We start from the raw sequence: 16,460 nt of genomic DNA, 5'->3' as shown, positions 1-16,460 counted from the left end.
ACTGGCACTGTTCACTGCCGTGCTGGTCGTGAGAGCGCTGGTCATGTACTAGTCCTCAGCGCGGGCTCTCGAGCAACAGGGTGACCGGCCCGTCGTTGACGGACAGCACCTGCATGTCCGCGCCGAAGCGCCCACGCTCGACGTGTGCGCCGAGCCGTTCGAGCTCCGCACAGAACGCGTCGTACAGGGGCTCGCTCACCTCGCCCGGAGCCGCCGCCTGCCACGTCGGGCGCCGGCCCTTGCGGGTGTCGCCGTACAGCGTGAACTGGCTGACGACCAGGATGGGAGCGCCGACGTCCGACGCCGAGTGCTCGTCCCGGAGGATCCGCAACTGCCAGATCTTCCGCGCCATCCAGGCGACGTCCCCGGGTCCGTCGTCGTGGGCCACCCCGAGAAGGACCAGGAGTCCGGGGTCATCGACGGACCCCACCACTTCCCCCATGACGTTTACCGACGCCTCCAGAACCCGCTGAACAATCGCACGCATAGACAACACCCTCCGCGATGCGATTTGTAGTTTGCTTGCAGAGGGACGAAGGATCACGTAACAGCAGGGTTTCCTGAGGCGCCTAATTAGGTGAATTGCGCTCGTCGCACATCCGAATGGCGGATTCGATGTGCATATCAGCCAAGCGTGTGCTTTGCTTCTCCATACACGCCACAACTATGGGCACACACTCCAGTGCCCGCACGGGAGTCTGACACCATGAAGAAGCTTATCGTCGCGCTGTTCGCGGCCATCCTGACCACGGCCGGCCTTGTCGCCGTCTCCTCCGCTCCGGCCGCTGCTGGCTGCAGCAAGTCCGACTACAACTGCATCCCGACCAAGCCCGTTACCGGCGACAAGGTCGTCAAGCAGGGCAAGCCCGCCAAGTTCAAGGTCAACGTCAAGGCCAAGGGCGCGGGCAACATCAAGGTGCGCGGCAAGGTCACGATCACGATCAAGGGCCCGGGCGGTTTCACGCGCACCATCAAGGCGTCCTTCGACGGCAAGACCATCACGTTCAAGCTCGGCAAGCTCAAGAAGGCCGGCATCTACAAGGTGACCGTGACGTTCAAGGGTGCCAAGGGTTTCGAGAACTCGGTGGCGAAGTCCAAGATCGCGGTCAAGAAGAAGCGCTGACCGCGTTCACAACGTTAACCACGAGGGCCCTGCAGCGCTGCTGCAGGGCCCTCGCGGCATTTAGTGACGTAGGACTTGCCTGTCTCCGCGGCCGGGCGCCGCGATTGCTCGATAGGGTCGAGGCATGACTTCCTGGCGGCTCCGGCGGCTCATTCCTTTCCTTCTTCTTGTGCTGCTGCTCGTCCTAGGAGCCTGGGTCGCTTGGGTGGTGTGGCACGTCAACGAGGACCTGACCAGTTCGGTTGACGACGTCGAGCAGCTGCGCTCGGCTGCAGAGGCCAGCGATGTCGACGCGATGAATGCGTCGCTCGAGGAGCTCGAGGAGCACAGCGGCTCGGCCGACGAGCGCACCTCCGGGCTGACCTGGTCAGTGTTGACGAAGTTGCCGTGGGTCGGCGACGACGCTCGTGGTGTCCGTGTCGTCAGCGAGGTCGTTCACGACCTGGCGATCGATGGAGCGCAGCCGCTGGTGACGGTGTCGGCGGACCTGGACCGGATCACCCCCCAGGATGGGGCGGTCTCGATCGAGGCCATCCGTGACCTGCAGACGCCGGTCGAGCAGGCAGCCACCGCACTGGACGCGGCGGTCGCCGGCCTCAACAGCGAGGACCCTGTCGACTTCGTGATGCGGTTGCGCACCAAGTACCGCGAACTGGCCACCACGCTTCGCGATGCACGGAGCACGCTGTCGTCCGCATCCACCGCCCTCGAGGTGCTCCCGTCGATGCTGGGGGACGACGAGGAGCGCAACTACCTGCTGGTCTTCCAGAACAATGCGGAAATCCGGGCGACCGGCGGCCTGCCCGGCGCAGTAGCGCTCCTCCGTACTGAGGACGGCAAGATCGAACTGACGCGACAGGTCGCGGCGAACTCGTTTGCCAACGCTCCGCGGCCGGTCCTGCCGCTCTCGGACGCAGAGCGAACCCTCTACCAGGACCTGGTCGGCACCTTCTTCCTCAACGCCAACCTGACCCCCGACTTCCCGCGCGTGGCGGCCTTGATGGCGACGCGCTGGGAGCAGGTCTACCCCGAGGACATCGACGGTGTCCTGACCCTCGACACGGTCGCCCTCTCCTACATCTTGGCCGCGACTGGTCCGGTCCAGGTGGGAGACACCGCCATCACCTCGGACAACGCTGTCCGGGAGCTGCTTCACGAGGTGTACCTGCGCTACGAGGACCCGGCCGACCAGGACGTGTTCTTCCGTCGGGTGGCCCGGCGGACCTTCGACCAGGTGTCCACCGGGATCCCGGATCCGCAGGCGCTACTGCAGGAGCTGGCGCGGGGTGCCGAAGAGGGTCGAGTGCTGGTGCACTCTTTTGACCCGACGGAGCAGCAGGAGATCGCAGGCACGCAGCTCGCCGGGGAGGCCTTCGCGGCGGTTAGCACACAACCCCAGGTAGACGTCACCCTGAACGACGCAACTGGTGCCAAGATGTCGTACTTCCTCCGGTACGACGTCCGGGTGCGGCCGACCTACTGCAAGGATGACGTGCAGGGCTACGCCGGCAGTGTGCGTCTGGAATCGACCGCCCCCCCTGAGTCTGCAGCACTCCCCGACTACGTGACGGGGGGAGGGCTGTTCGGTGCCGAGCCCGGGACCCAGTTCGTGACCGTCCGTATCTACTCCCCGGCGGGGGGCTCACTCTCGGACTTCAGGCTGAACGCCAAGAGGCTGGATCCGGACGTTGTTGACCAGGAAGGACGCCTGGTGGAACAGGTATTCCTCCAGCTCGGACCTGGCCAGGCGCTGAACCTCGACTGGCGAATGACTTCAGGTCCTGGCCAGACCGGCGACACGTCCGTACGGGTAACGCCTAGCGTCAGCGAAGGCACGCGTTCGTCGACTACGGAATCCGCGTGCTCCTGACGCGTTGTCAGACGACGAGTAGGTCAGGACGCATCTGCGGAGTGCACGAGTTCCCGGAAAGGTGGGCGCCCCTTGCTCCGGCAAGGGGCGCCCACGCGGCGGACCGTCGCAGTCCGGCATTACGCAGGTGGACGCGATCCCAGCCCCTGACTGGTGGGCCGGCCCGCGTGCAGTAGGTGATCAGCGGCGTCGAGCGCCGAGTACCTTCTCTGGCTCCGCCGCTTCGGCAGTGACCGTCGCCGAGTCGGGCGCGTAGCCGTAGCCGTAGCCGTAGCCTGCGCGGTCGCTTCGCGGTGGGACCATGTTCATCACCACTCCGACCGGCGCCGCGTCGACCTGCTTCAGGCGATCGACCAACTGGGAGAGCTGCTCCTTGGTCGTCTTTCCGTAGCGAACCACGACTAGTGCGCCGTCGGACTGCGCAGCGAAAAGGGCTGCATCCGTCACCGGGAGCAGCGGCGGGGCGTCGATGATCACGACGTCGTACTTCCGACGTGCCTCGTTCAGAAGTTCTGTCATGGCGTTCGACTGGATCAGCTCTGCGGGATTAGGCGGGATCGAGCCGCTGGCAAGCACGCGGAGCTCGCTTCCTTGGACTGTCTGGGTGGCGTCGTCAAGAGTCACCTGGCCGAGGAGGACAGTGGTCACCCCGATCGCGTTGTCCAGGTTGAACTGCCGGCTGGCGCGGGGGCGACGCAGATCCCCCTCAATGAGGAGGGTGCGCTGACCGGCTTGAGCGATGGCCAGTGCGAGGTTGATCGAGGTGGAGGTCTTGCCCTCGCTGGGGACAGCGGAGGAGACAACGAAGACCTTGTCCTCCCGGTCCACGTCGACGAACTGCAAGTTGGTGCGCAGGACCCGGAAGGCTTCGACTCGCGGCGTGTGAGACCCCAGCTCGGTGATCAGTGGAATCTTCTTCGTGGAACTGTCGAAGGCGATGCTGGCCAGCAACGGGGCCCCGACGACGCTGAGGTCCTCCAGTGTCTTCACGGTCGTGTCGCTCAGCTCGCGGATGATGGCGGCGGCGATGCCGAGGATCAGCCCGATGAAGGCCGCAAAGAGAGCGTTGCGCACCGGGTCAGGCGAGACCGGTCCGGCGGGTTCTGAGGCATTGTCGATGACTGTCAGCTTGATCGGCGGAACCTTCTCGCCCGGGGGCGTCTCAAGGTTGGCGACCAGGTCCGTCAGCCCGTCCGCATACGCCTGCGTGAGTGCGCGGGCCTGGTCGGGATCCGGGTCCGTGATGCTGATGACCATGTTGACCGTCTCGGGCAAGACTTCAGCCTGAACGCGTCCGACAAGCTCTTCAGGCGACAGTGCGAGATCGAGGTCGGTGATGACCGTCTGGGCCAGGTCGCGGCTCTTGGTGAGCTCGGCATACGAAAGGGCCCGCTGATCCGAGAGCAGGCTGCCTTCGTAGGCTTCGGCGGTGTTGGCTTGTGATGTCGACACGAACAGTCGGGCCACGGATTCGTACTGGGGTGTCGCGGTGACCGAGTACGCAGCCGAGAGCCCGACGGCCACGAGTACGAAAACGAGGATCAGCGCCCAACGCCGCCCGATGATGCGTGCGTAGTCCCGCACGTCCACGGATGTCTCCAATCAATCTTCAGTACGCGCGCTAGACGCATGGACGATCAGTGCTCGCCAAGTGTGAAGAGGCCTGAGTGGCGGCGGATTCCGCTAGGAAAACGAAACTCCTGCCACCGCTTGGACAACAGCACGGAATTCTAGGGTATGAGACTGGGCGCAGTTGCTTTTCGACGTCCGCGTCTAGTTCGGGATGCTGTGTCGCCCGAGGGTTTTCGTCGCTCGCCGCGGGAGTTCAGGTATCCTCTCGGAGTCCTCGGCGGCAGGTCAACGTTGCGCTCGAGGGTCTCGGTGCTTTGTCTGTTGACCGTGAACATGAGGGGAAAGGCCACGTGCCGTCGACCCGCCCGTCCGCAGCGCGTCCCGGCAGGACACCCCTCGGACTGTTCTTCGTCCTCATCCTCTCGATAATCGCTCTCGCCGTGCTCCCCTCTCAGGTGGCGCTGGGCGTGGTGATCATCCTGCACGTGGGGCACGTGTTCCTTCGGCCCGATTCCCTCCTGGTGACCTGCGTCGTTCTCGACGTGCTTCTGCTCTCGATACTCAATAGCGTGCTGGTTCCGGCGGAGTTGCGCATCCCTGTATTAGTCGTGGTCCTGGGTGCGAGCCTGACCGCAGTGCTGAGCGCCCGCCTGCACTTCAGAGTCGCTGCAGCTCCTTTTCTGGGGGCATTGACTGTAGGAACGGTCCTCTCGCAATTCTTCGGTCGCGGGGGCGACGAAATGATCCAGGTTGCCGTGATGCTGGCTCTCGGAGCGGTAGCTGCCTGCCTCGCGGCTTCCCTGTCGAGTGCGGACTGGCTGGAGGTCGCGCAGTCCGTGGCCTTCCTCGGTGTTGTCCAGGTCGCGATCGCCATCGGCGCTGAGGTGTTCGACATCGGATGGGTCCAGATCACCTTCGCGGCCGCGGACCCTACGGGCGCCGGCCGCGCGGCGTATGGGGCTTCGCCGAACCTGATTCTCCCGGGGGGATGGTCGCGGTCGTCCGGGACGCTGGGGCATCCGATTCCGTTTGCGTTGTTCCTGCTCGCGGGTCTGTGCTTGGCCCTGCGCGTCCAGGGGATTGCCCGGCGGGAGATCCGGTGGGCGACGGTATCCTTGCTATCTGCCGGACTCTTGCTGAGCGGCTCCCGCACCACGATCTTCATCGCCCTGGCGCTCGCGGCGATCTTCGCCGCCAGCGTCGGCCGGCGACTATGGCGCGCCCTGGCGCTGATCCTCGCTGTCCCCGTCGGCGCAGTGGTCGTCTACGGGTTCGGCGCCTTCGCCCTCCAGAACGCGCGAGAGCGATCGAGTTTCTCGCTCGACTTCCGGCTGCAGGCGTGGGAGACGTTCGTCAACCTCTTCAACCGGGATCTAGTCGAGGTTCTGATCGGTTCGGGGCCGTCGTCGGCGGGTGAGCTCCAGGAGGAGGGTTACGTCGACCTCCAGGGCCTGCAGAGCATCGACAATCAGGTCGTGACGACGTTCGCCGACCTCGGGCTCCTCGGTCTTTCGATCTTCATGGTGCTCCTGAGCGTGACGATCCTCCGGCGGAACCGGCCCGAGTGGTTCGCACTTGCCGCACTGTGGGGCATGTTCCTCTCCTTCGACGTCTTCGGTTGGCACATCTTCGTCTTCCTGTTCTGGTTCTTCGTGGAGATGGTGTTGAAGGGGCCGACGGGGCCAAGCGCTCACGATCCTGCCGAGGCGGAGCTGGTCGACGGCGACGTCGACTCGTTGTCGACCGGCCGGGCAAGTCGGTGAGCGACCTTGAGACCGAACCGACGGTCGCCTGCGTCGTGCTCAACTGGCACGACGTCCCGCGGACGGTCGCGTGTGTGAGTCGACTGCTGGAGGTGGCGAACCTGACGTCGATCTGGGTGGTTGACAACGAGTCCGACGGTGATCTCGTGCCTGAGCTGGCCGAGCTCGGCTCGCCTCTCGTCCAGTCGGTGACCAGTCCCGTCAATCTCGGGTTCTCGGCGGGCATGAACCTGGGGCTCGTGCATGCCGCGAGGCAGGCAGACCTGGTGCTGTGCGTGAACAACGACCTGTTGATCAGCGGTGGGGATGTGGCCGGTCTGTCCGCTGCCTTGATGGCTGACCCCACGCTTGACATGGTGGCGCCGGAGATCGAGAACGCCGACGGTTCGATCGTCCGCGGGGGGGAGTTCCGGCCATGGACCTTCGGCACCCGCGAGGGGGCGGATGTCTGCGAGCCGGACTTCCTGACCTGGGCCTGTGTGATGCTGCGAGCAGACGCTCTGCATCGTCTCGGACTCCTGGACGAACGGTTCTTCATGTACTGGGAGGACGTCGAGTTCGCACTGCGTGTGCGTCGTGCGGGCCGCAGGTTCAGGACCGTGCCGGAGTCCCGCGCTTTCCACGAGCTCTCGGCAAGCCATGAGCGTGCAGCGGGCTGGGTCGACTGCTACTCGACGTACGGCGTGGTGGCCCTGGGCCGGCTGATCGGAGGACGGGCTCGGGCCGGATCCTGGGTCCGCGTGCTGGCGCGGGTCGGGAAGAGTGTCGCGCGACGTGACGGGCGAAGGACGCGGTTTCACCTGCTCGGGGTGCGGCTCGCACTTTCGGCCGCCGCCCGCCGCGGGCGGCCCGCGCACGAGGTCGTTGCCTCCTACCGGGGTCGCGAGCTTCGCCATGACTGAAGGGTCATCGAGGGTCGCGGTGGTGCTGAGCCTGTTCCACCCGTCGCCGTCGGTCTGGGGCCTGGTCCGCGCGATCGTCCCCGAGGTGGACCTCGTGGTGCTCGTGGACGACTCCGGGGCATCGGCCCTCGTCGTGCCTGACGAGCCTCTGCTGGAAGGCTGCCGGTTGCTGGCGAACCCCACGAACATGGGCCTGGCTCATGCGCTGAACCGGGGCTGCTCGGCGGCGCTGGACGACGGCGCCGACGTGATCATCACCCTCGACCAGGACGCCACGCTACCTCCCGGATTCGTGAGGCGGGCCGTCGAGCTCCTGGATCGGCGTCGCCAGGAGGATGCCTCGGTTGCCGCAGTCGCGCCGCAGAGCGTCAACGGGATCCCCCACCAGCACCGGCACCGGCACGGAGACCATGAGTGCTCGTTGTGGGTGGTCCAGTCAGGACTCACCATCGGGGCCGACGCGCTGCGCACGGTGGGGCGCTTCCGCGAGGACTTCGTGATCGACGCTCTCGAGGTCGACTTCGTGATGCGCCTGCACCGAGCCGGCTTGCATGTCGTTCTCGAGGAGGACCTCGCGCTGGAGCACGCCATCGGGGACCCCCGAACGGGTCAGCTGCTGGGGCTCGGTTTCCGTGCGAGCAACCACTCCGCGCGGAGGGTCTACTCGATCGCCAGGAACAACGCCTACCTGGCGTCGCGCAACGTGCTCCGCGAGCCTCGCTGGTCGCTGGCGGCCTTCTGGGGGCTGGCCAAGCGGACGCTCAAGATCCTGCTTCGCGAGGACGAGCGCGCCGCCAAGGTCGCACAGCTGGGTCGCGGACTCCGTGACGGCCTGCTCGGACGGCTCGGTCCCGTCGACTGACGATCGTCCGGTCGGCCAAGGGTCGAGCGGGGAGAAGGCTTCGTCAGGGCTCAACGAACTGATTCAACGCGGGCCTCGGGCTGCTGGCCGGTCCACTGGCGCCGGACCAACACCGCGCAGATCGCCGTCGCTGACAGTGCCAGGAATCCGGCGATCAGGGGAGAGCCAAGCGCGAGCGTGCTCGCCAGCAGGGCGGCGGTCAAGAGCGTGGCGGCACCGACCGCCACCAGTGTCGTACGGCGAGGAAGGTATCCGCACGCACGTCGTGCAGCCACGTAGCAGGCCAGTAGGTACGTCGTGTACGCGACGAGCGAGGCGACGCCGACGCCGGTCAGACCCCAGGCCTGGGAGAGGGGTAGCAAGAGGGCAAGGAAGGTCGCGTTCCAGACCAGCTCGGTCACCAGAAAGGCCAGCCGTCTCTCGGTGGCCAGGAGCAGGAACCCCACCGCCCAACCGGGAAGCTTCAGGACGTCACCGGCCAGCTGCCAGCGGAGCAGCTCGTCGGCAGTGGTGAACTCCGCGGAGTAGAGGATGCGCAGGCCGAGGGGGGCCAGGAGGATCGCCCAGGCGATGATGGGCCCCGCGATCAACAGAGTCAGGACGATCTGGTCGTCGAGTGCCCGGGACGCCGCGGCCGGTTCGTGGCGCAGGCGGGAGATACGCGGGAAGTACTCTGCGCCGAGCGACGCGAGGAGGAAGGAGAGATAGAGAGTAGTGATCACCCAGGTCGCCTGGTACAAACCAGCGGCCTCCAGCCCGAGCCGGTCCCGCACCAGCAGCCGTGCTCCGAGCTGGGCGGCGGAGCCGACAGTCAGGGCGAGGGTCACCACGACGCCGAGTGCGGCCATTCCGCGTAGTTCAGACCACAGCTCCCGGGCGGTGCACCGGGGCGCTCCGGAAAGGCTCCGTAGGTCACGCTTGACCACGACCGCTGTGAGGGCCGCCGTCGCGAGCGGGACGCCCGCGAGGGCGACCGCGAGACCGGTGTACCCAGCCGTCCCGACCGCGACGAGCGTGAGGACCGTGCCGATCGCTGCCCCGGCGATGTTGCAGACGGCCATGAGGTGCAGGCGGCCCCGACCGTTGAGGAAGGCAAGCTGACCGGCGTTGAAGACGGTCGAGGCGACGGTGGCTCCCATCGCGACACGGAACTCCCACGGCGGGTCGGGGATGCCGGTCAGGGACTCGATCCCAGCCAGGAGGCTGACGGCTACGAAGCCGATGACGGCCAGGATGCCGGAGCCAATCAGGAGCGCCAGCGACTTGGTCCTCTGGAGGCGGACGTCCTCGGCGCTCTGTGCCACGGACCGTACGCCGCTCGTGCCTAGGCCGAGGCCGACAACAGTGATCGCCAGCGTCGTCACGGCCACCATCAGGCCGAGCGTGCCCACCCCGGAGCTTCCCAGCCACTGTGCGACCGCCTTGTAACGCAGGACTGACGCGACGGCGACGAGAATCGAGCTCGCGGTGAGGATCGAGATGGCGCGAAGCGCGTGCTTCATGCCGTCACGTGGAGGCTGTGGCGGCGACCGCGTCACAGACGGCGGTGACGACCTTGTCGACCGCGTCACTCGCGAGGTGCGGCCCTATCGGGAGGCTCAGCACGGTCCTGTGGATCCGTTCGGAGACGGGGAACTGCCCGCTGCGGAACGCCCCGGCGTACGCGCCTTGGAGGTGCGGCGGGATCGGGTAGTGGATCAGCGTCTGCACTGACCGCGCCGACAGTGCCGCCTGCAGGTCGTCACGTCGCTCGGAGCGCACGACGAAGAGGTGCCACGAGGATCGGACGCCGTCAGGGGTTGATGGCAGCACCAGCCCCACCTCCGCCAGGTCGCGCAGATAAGTGTCGGCAACTTCAGCCCGACGGAGGTTCCACTCGGGCAGGTGGTTGAGCTTGACCCGCAGCGCGGCGGCCTGGATCTCGTCGAGCCGGCTGTTGAGGCCTTGTTCCTCGTGCACGTACTTCTTACTGGAGCCGTAGTTGCGCAGGGTCCGCAGTCGAGCCGCGAGGTCATCGTCGTCGGTGGTGACGGCTCCACCGTCGCCGAGGGCGCCGAGGTTCTTGCCCGGGTAGAAGCTCCACGTCGCCGTAGTTCCCGTTCCGCCGACCATGCGCCCGCCCCATCCCGCGCCGTGGGCCTGAGCAGCGTCCTCGACGACCGCCAGACCATGGCGCTCGGCGACCGCGACGATCGCCGGCAAGTCGGCAGGGAGACCGTAGAGGTGTACCGGGCAGATCGCTCGAGTCCGCGGCGTGATTGCGGCCTCGACGGCAGCAGGGTCCAGGTTGTAGGTGGTCGGATCGGGCTCGACCGGCACCGGGGTGGCACCCGCGTAGGTGACGCCCAGCCAGGTCGCGATGAAGGTGTTGCTCGGAACGATGACCTCGTCGCCCGGTCCGATCCCGAGGCCGCGGAAGGACAGGTTGAGTGCGTCCAGACCGTTGCCCACGGCGATGCAGTGGCGGGCACCGACGTACGCGGCGAACTCGCTCTCGAACCGCTCGACCTCCTCCCCGAGGATGTACCAGCCGCGATCGACGACGCGGTTCGTCGCTGCCTTCAACTCGTTGCCGATCTCGGTGCTCGCGGCGGCGAGGTCAAGAAATGGGATCATGCCTGGCTCCGCGCGGCGACGAACTCGTCGTAGTCACGGTAGTAGTCGGCCTCGTCGTACGGCAGTGAGGCCAGCACCAGGCAGACCGACCCGGACGAGAAGTTCTCCAGCACGCGCCAGTGCATGTGAGGGATGAAGAGGCCGGAGTAGGACCGGTTGAGGAAGAACCGCTGCTCGTTGCCGAGACCGTCGTCGAGGACCACGTCGAAGCTGCCCGACGCTGCGACGATGAGCTGCTGCAGGTCCCGGTGCGCGTGCCCGCCACGGACCTCTCCACCGGGTACGTCGTAGAGGTAGTACACGCGCGCGATGTCGAAGGGCATGTGCGATCCGCCCTCAATGAAGGTGAGGTTGCCGCGAGGGTCCTGGATCCGTGGGAGCGAGATCATGGTCGGTTTCCGGAAGGTCTCGGACATGGGCAAAGCATGACAGGCCAAGTCGCCGGACGCCCTGGGGTTGGCCATGCGAGGCTCGGTGTCGTGACCCGTGCAGATGACACCGAGCTCGTCAGCGTCCTCGTCCCTGCCTTCAACCACGAACGCCACATCGTGGCCTGTCTGGACTCGGTGGCGGCCGAGACCTGGTCTCGCCTGGAGCTGGTCGTGATCGACGACGCTTCGACAGACGGGACCTACGCTGTCGCGAAGGAGTGGGCCCAGAGTCACGGCGACCGGTTTGAGCGGGTGGTGGTGCTGCGCAACGAGGTCAACGCCGGCGTCGGAGCGACACTCAACCGGCTGCTCCGGGAGGCCAGGGGGTGCTACATCACGACGCTGGCCAGCGACGACCTGCTGGTCCCCGGTGGGATCCCCGCACGAATCGAGCATCTTCGAACGACGGGGTCGCGTGGAGCGGTGATCGGAGACTGCTGGCTCACCGACGACACCGGGTTGGTGCGACGGGACTCGGCGTACGTCGTCCTCCACGGAGCCCGCAAGCACGCGCTCGCCGCGCCGGCAGGAATCCGGCGGGAGGTCATCCTCAACTGGTCGGTGCCCGGGCCCGTGCTGTTGTTCCACCGGGACCTGATCGAGCGCATCGGTGGCCACATGTACGACGAAACCCTGATCGCGGAGGATCGCGACCTCTACCTGCGGCTCCTGGCACTCGACGCGCTGCGGTTCGTGGACCTGCCGGTGGCGGTCTACCGGCTGCACGGATCCAACACTGGCGCTGTGCACTTTCACCACGTGCGCCGCGAGCTCGAGGAGGCCGACCGGCGTCACCGGTCGAGCTTCCCGCGAGGGCTGGCCATGATGCTGGGGTTCGTCGCAGCGGGCCGACGGATCGAGTACCGGGTCGATCAGGGCTCGCGCGCCTGGAAGGTGCCCTTCACCGCCTACCGAGTGCTGCGCAGAGCGGTGTATGACGCTCACTCCTGCTGGACGAGGTTTCGCCCCACGCAGTGAACTCAGGAGTACTCGCGTCGTCCGGAGGCCTCATGGAGCTGGCGGTACTCCGCGACCATTGCGCGAAGGTCCGCGTCCTCGGGCGTCGTGTCGGACAGGACGTACTCGGTGATCTGGTCCTCGAGGTGCTCGAACCCGAACTTCTCGATCGGGTACCGGTTCACGGAGATCGGCTGACCGGGGATGTAGCGGGAGAACGGCCTGATGTTCTTCATCGCCGCCGCACCGGTCGCGGTCATCGAGTAGTGGCCGACGACGCTGTACTGGTGCAGGGTGGCGCCCATCCCGATCGTGGCGTGGCGCAGGATCGTGACGATCCCTCCGAGCACGCACAATGGCGTCACCACGACGCCGTCGTGCAGGATCGCGTCGTGGGGGACGTGCACTCCGTGCATCAGGAAGACGTCGTCGGCGAGCGAGGTGACGGGGCCGTAGCACGGCTTCTGGATGGTCGTGAACTCCCGGATGATGTTGCCGTTGCCGATGGTGATCGGCTTGTCGGAAGCGTCGTGCCGCGGGTCCCTGGTGTCCTCGCCCGGCGTGCCGATGACGACGTGCGGGTGGATCTGATTGCGGTCGCCGATCGTCAGCGGGCCGAGCAGAACGCAGTAGGGACCGATCTCGTTGTCGTCGCCTAGCCCGACGTCGCCCTCGATGATGGCGGTCGGGTGGATCTTGTTGGACATGGGGGCCTCTCGTCAGGTCGTGCGGGACAGTCCGGTGATGTCGCGAAGCGTGGCGTCCACGCGAGCGCCGACGGCGTCCCAGGTATGGGTGCTCACGTCGGGTAGGGGAACGTCCGGGCTGTCCAGCACGGCGGTCAGCGCGGACGCCCACTCCGCGGGGTCGTCCGCTGACCCGACCGCGATGCCGGCCTCTCCGCAGACCTCCCGGGAGGCGGCGCACCCGGCGTAGAAGACGGTGGCGCAGCCGACGGCAGCCGCCTCCACGAGGGGGAGCCCGAAACCCTCCTCGAGCGAGGGGAACACGAGTGCCACCGCGCCGGCGTACAGCCGTGCGAGGTCCGGGTCGCTCAGCCCTTCGAGCACCTCGACGCGGTCAAGCACCCCGGCGGCAGCGGCCGCGGCCCGCACCTGGTCCCGTTCCTGGGTCACGAAGACGAGACCGACGTCGGGCACGCGTCGCAGTGCCTGCAGCGCGACACCGATGTTCTTGTGAGGTCGGGCGTTGCCCACCATGAGGAGGTACGGCGTGGGTCGCACCGCAGGCTCGGTCGGTGCATGGAAGACCTCCGAGCAGCCATTGCCGCAGTCGTGGACGGTGACGCCGGGCCCGACCCAGTCTCGAATGCGCGAGGCGGAAGCCGCCGACACCGTGAACACGTGGCCCGCGCGCCGGACCGCCGGTCGGATGACGCGGTCGTAGTAGGTCCGGTACTTCCAGCTGCCGTGGCCGAGATGGATCAGGTCGTGGAGGGTGACCACCTGACGAGCGCGGGAGGGACTGCAGACGTAGCCGGGGGAGTACACCCAATCGTGCGCTTGGAGGGTGCCCCGTCGCCAGGTGAGGGCGTCCAAGGGCAGACGGGGCGCCGGTCCTTCGAGCGGCTCGAACGGCACAGTGAGACGAGTGACGACCTCGCGGGTGTAGCGCGCGATGCCGTGCTCACCCTCGCGGCGGACGTCGACGAGCAGCGTCACTGCGTCCTCCACCGTGCGATCTCGTCGACGAAGCGGGACCGGTCGAAGAACCGGGCGCGTTCGTCGAGACCCGTGTGGTCGCGGCGCAGGACGGCGTCGGCTGCTGCGCGAACCGCGATATCGTCGGCGAAGTCGACGACGGCACCGCCGTCGATGCGCTCCACGGACTCTCGGGCTCCCCCCACCGCGTTCACCAGTGAGGGCGTCCCGACGGCGGCTGACTCCACGGGCATGATGCCGAAGTCCTCGATCGGCGGGAACACGTAGAGCGCCGCCCGCTCCATCAGGGCGCGCAGCAGCTGGTCGGACGGACCGAGCGCGAAGGTGACGGGCACGGTGCTCGAGGCGGCCTGGTGCTGGAGAGCCTTGAGCTCCTCGCCGCGGCCTGCCACGACGACCGGGAGGTCGAGCAGCTCACCCACGCGGATGGCGAGGTCGAGCCGCTTGTAGCGGACGAAACGCGAGGCACCGAGGACGAAGACCTCGGGCAGGTCGGCGAGGACCTCAGCATCGGGACCGGTGACCCGCGCTGCCCAGGAGCCGCCTGCCTGGATCCGCGCCACGTCGACAGGGGGGTGGATCACGACAGCGTCCTTGTCCCACGCTGCCTGGATCCTGTCGGCCACGAACCTCGAGTTCGCCGCCACCGGGACGTGCGGGTTGACGCGTCGACGATCGAGGGCCCGTAGCGCTCGGCGGGCGGGGGCGAGAGCGGCGGAGTCGCGGCGGGCATCATGCTCGGGGGCCCAGATGTAGCGTGCAGGCGTGTGCACGTAGATGTGTGTGCGCTCCGGGGCCGTCGGGTTCGAGGCCACTTGGTGTGCGAAGGCGTGCGAGCTGACGATCATCCATTCGTGGTCGGACAGGTCGACTCGCTGCCAGAAGGCCGGCATCAGCGGAAGGGCTGCTGCCTTCCGGCCACGTAGAGGGGATCGACCGATCCAAGACTCACGCACCCGGCCCGGGGCGAAGCGGGACGGCTGGTCCTCCCAGAGGGCCAGGATGGAGGCATCGGCGTGGGTGTCAGCCAGGACCTCCAGGACGTTCTCGGAGCCGCCGTTCAGGGCTATCCACTCGTGCACCAGCAGGCCCCTCACGACCAGGGCCCCGGGGAGCGTCGAGTCGCTGAGATGGGCACAAGGTCAGTAGGCACCACGAGATCGTAGAACGGCCCCCACGGTCCGCCCGACGATCTGGAGGTCCTGGAGCATCGACCAGTTGTCGACGTAGTAGATGTCCAGTCGAATCGCCTCCTCGAGGCTGAGGTCGTTGCGCCCCGACACCTGCCACAGTCCGGTCATCCCGGGGCGCACGCTCAGTCGACGGTGCATCCCCCCGCTGTAGAGAGCGACCTCCTCGGCGACCTGCGGCCGTGGGCCGACCAGGCTCATCTCGCCGCGGAGCACGTTGAAGAGCTGGGGGAGCTCGTCCACCGAGAATCGACGCAGCCACACACCGGGCCGCGTGATGCGTGGGTCGGCCTTCATCTTGAACAACAGCGCGTCCTGCCCGGTCTCGGCCTGAAGGGCGTCGAGCCGTTGCTCGGCGTCGACCACCATCGTCCGGAACTTCAGGCAGGGGAACTCGCGTCCCTCGCGCCCGATCCTTGCGTGACGAAATAGCACCGGTCCGCCGTCGTGTCGTTTGATCTGGAGAGCAGCGACGGCGAAGAGTGGCGAGAACAGCACGATGAGGACGGCGGAGCCCAGCATGTCGAAGAGGCGCTTCCCCCAGCGGGAGGCCTCCTGCGCCGTGGGAGGATCGATGTGGACGAGGGGGAGCCCTGCCACGGGTCGCATCCGGACACGATCGCTCGAGATGTCGGTGATGCTGGGTGCGACCACGACCTGGACTTCTTCGTGCTCCAGCTCCCACGCCAGCTCGCGCATGTCGTTCGACGAGCCGATGGCGCCTTGGGCGAGGAACACGATGTCGGCGCCGCACTCGAGCGCGACACTCGTCACTCGGTCGGCTCTTCCCAGCACGGGAACGCCGGCCGCCGTCTCCTCGCGGTCGACCTGAGGGAGAAGCGCGCCAATGATGTTGTAGCCGAGCCAGCGCTCCCGGCGGAAGACCGCCGCGATCTCGTCGACGTGGCGAGCGTCCCCGGCGATCAGGACGCGATGGAGAAGCGAGCCACGTCGCCGGGCCCGGTGCATCGTCAGCCGGAGAGCCCCGCGACCGAGCAGCAGCGCCGGGGCGCCGAGGGCGAACAACAGGAAGAAGAAACCACGCGAGAGCTCAACGTTGAACAGGTAACACCCCACCCCGAGCAGTCCGGCCGAAGCCAGACTGGCGTTCAGGATCCGCTTGAACTCCGACGCGCCGGCGCCGAAGAGATGGATGCGGTAGCCGCCTGCGAACCAGATGGCGAGCAGCCATCCAGCTACGAGGAGCGGCGCGACCAGGCGGACGCTCTCCGTCACGCCCCGCGGCGGCTCGAAGACCGGAAGAATTTGTCGCAAGTAGGTCGCCAGGAGTGCAGTGCCCCCGATGAGCACCACGTCGAGGAGGAATGCCGAGAGAGGGATGAAGCGAACGGCCTCGCGTGCGGTGGGCATCCCGCGCCGGCTGTCAGTGGCGGCCGAACCTGCCCTGGTCGTCATCGTTCTCATCCAGTCGCTGCGGTGGGTGGCCTGTCCGGCGGTCGCCGGAGAGACTTGCCAGTCGTTGACCCCTCTA

15 protein-coding genes are annotated in these 16,460 nt (G+C 67.1%); 6 read left to right on the top strand and 9 right to left on the bottom strand.

The window, feature by feature from the left end; all coding sequences use genetic code 11:
* Nucleotides 1–55 precede the first annotated feature (55 nt).
* Nucleotides 56–487: a D-aminoacyl-tRNA deacylase gene (gene dtd, locus H4O22_RS18310; protein WP_182524745.1), complete on the bottom strand. Its 432-nt coding sequence runs from the start codon at nt 485–487 to the stop codon at nt 56–58.
* Between the two features lie 219 nt (nt 488–706).
* On the opposite strand from dtd, the gene H4O22_RS18305 reads away from it, so the two are divergent.
* Entirely contained in the window at nt 707–1,123 is a 417-nt protein-coding gene (locus H4O22_RS18305; RefSeq protein ID WP_182524744.1) for a hypothetical protein, read from the top strand.
* Nucleotides 1,124–1,247: 124 nt separating this feature from the next.
* Nucleotides 1,248–2,993 carry a DUF4012 domain-containing protein gene (locus H4O22_RS18300; RefSeq protein WP_182524743.1) on the top strand — a complete coding sequence of 582 codons (1,746 nt, stop codon included), beginning with the start codon at nt 1,248–1,250 and terminating at the stop codon, nt 2,991–2,993.
* Between the two features lie 180 nt (nt 2,994–3,173).
* Here the strand turns inward: H4O22_RS18300 and H4O22_RS18295 are convergent, their stop codons facing one another.
* A complete protein-coding gene (locus H4O22_RS18295; RefSeq protein WP_182524742.1) occupies nt 3,174–4,583 on the bottom strand; it encodes a tyrosine-protein kinase domain-containing protein in 1,410 nt (469 codons plus the stop codon).
* 449 nt (nt 4,584–5,032) lie between these two features.
* Between H4O22_RS18295 and H4O22_RS18290 the strand changes: the two genes are divergently transcribed.
* The 3 genes from H4O22_RS18290 (at nt 5,033) to H4O22_RS18280 (ending at nt 8,092) form a co-directional block, all read left to right on the top strand.
* Complete coding sequence (locus H4O22_RS18290; protein WP_182524741.1) at nt 5,033–6,328, top strand: O-antigen ligase family protein; 1,296 nt, start codon at nt 5,033–5,035, stop codon at nt 6,326–6,328.
* Nucleotides 6,325–7,230, top strand: a complete 906-nt coding sequence (locus H4O22_RS18285; protein WP_182524740.1) for a glycosyltransferase family 2 protein — start codon at nt 6,325–6,327, stop codon at nt 7,228–7,230. The genes H4O22_RS18290 and H4O22_RS18285 overlap by 4 nt, the downstream gene beginning before the upstream one ends.
* Nucleotides 7,231–7,315: 85 nt before the next feature.
* Nucleotides 7,316–8,092 carry a glycosyltransferase gene (locus H4O22_RS18280; protein WP_182524739.1) on the top strand — a complete coding sequence of 259 codons (777 nt, stop codon included), beginning with the start codon at nt 7,316–7,318 and terminating at the stop codon, nt 8,090–8,092.
* Between the two features lie 50 nt (nt 8,093–8,142).
* Here H4O22_RS18280 and H4O22_RS18275 read toward each other — a convergent pair whose 3' ends face one another.
* The 3 genes from H4O22_RS18275 to H4O22_RS18265 are packed head-to-tail and all read right to left on the bottom strand — an operon-like array spanning nt 8,143 to nt 11,097.
* The gene (locus H4O22_RS18275; RefSeq protein ID WP_182524738.1) at nt 8,143–9,594 is read right to left on the bottom strand and encodes an oligosaccharide flippase family protein; all 1,452 of its coding nucleotides are present in this window, start codon (nt 9,592–9,594) and stop codon (nt 8,143–8,145) included.
* Nucleotides 9,595–9,598: 4 nt separating this feature from the next.
* A complete protein-coding gene (locus tag H4O22_RS18270) occupies nt 9,599–10,708 on the bottom strand; it encodes a DegT/DnrJ/EryC1/StrS family aminotransferase (RefSeq protein WP_182524737.1) in 1,110 nt (369 codons plus the stop codon).
* Nucleotides 10,705–11,097 (bottom strand): sugar 3,4-ketoisomerase, encoded by a 393-nt coding sequence (locus H4O22_RS18265; protein WP_244963221.1) that lies wholly within the window; start codon nt 11,095–11,097, stop codon nt 10,705–10,707. The genes H4O22_RS18270 and H4O22_RS18265 overlap by 4 nt, the downstream gene beginning before the upstream one ends.
* A gap of 90 nt (nt 11,098–11,187) precedes the next feature.
* On the opposite strand from H4O22_RS18265, the gene H4O22_RS18260 reads away from it, so the two are divergent.
* Nucleotides 11,188–12,117 carry a glycosyltransferase family 2 protein gene (locus tag H4O22_RS18260; RefSeq protein WP_182524735.1) on the top strand — a complete coding sequence of 310 codons (930 nt, stop codon included), beginning with the start codon at nt 11,188–11,190 and terminating at the stop codon, nt 12,115–12,117.
* Nucleotides 12,118–12,119: 2 nt separating this feature from the next.
* Here the strand turns inward: H4O22_RS18260 and H4O22_RS18255 are convergent, their stop codons facing one another.
* Genes H4O22_RS18255 through H4O22_RS18240 form a run of 4 tightly spaced genes read right to left on the bottom strand, consistent with a single transcriptional unit; the run spans nt 12,120 to nt 16,339 of the window.
* Nucleotides 12,120–12,803 (bottom strand): acyl-ACP--UDP-N-acetylglucosamine O-acyltransferase family protein, encoded by a 684-nt coding sequence (locus tag H4O22_RS18255; RefSeq protein WP_182524734.1) that lies wholly within the window; start codon nt 12,801–12,803, stop codon nt 12,120–12,122.
* A 12-nt stretch (nt 12,804–12,815) separates the two neighbouring features.
* Entirely contained in the window at nt 12,816–13,778 is a 963-nt protein-coding gene (locus H4O22_RS18250) for a glycosyltransferase family 4 protein (protein ID WP_182524733.1), read from the bottom strand.
* Nucleotides 13,775–14,875 carry a glycosyltransferase gene (locus H4O22_RS18245; protein WP_182524732.1) on the bottom strand — a complete coding sequence of 367 codons (1,101 nt, stop codon included), beginning with the start codon at nt 14,873–14,875 and terminating at the stop codon, nt 13,775–13,777. The genes H4O22_RS18250 and H4O22_RS18245 overlap by 4 nt, the downstream gene beginning before the upstream one ends.
* A gap of 45 nt (nt 14,876–14,920) precedes the next feature.
* Complete coding sequence (locus H4O22_RS18240; protein WP_182524731.1) at nt 14,921–16,339, bottom strand: sugar transferase; 1,419 nt, start codon at nt 16,337–16,339, stop codon at nt 14,921–14,923.
* Between the last annotated feature and the right edge of the window lie 121 nt (nt 16,340–16,460).

This window comes from Nocardioides dongkuii, assembly GCF_014127485.1.
GTDB lineage: Bacteria > Actinomycetota > Actinomycetes > Propionibacteriales > Nocardioidaceae > Nocardioides > Nocardioides dongkuii.
Note: the sequence above shows the minus strand (reverse complement) of the source record. Positions and strands in the feature narration are given on the sequence as shown.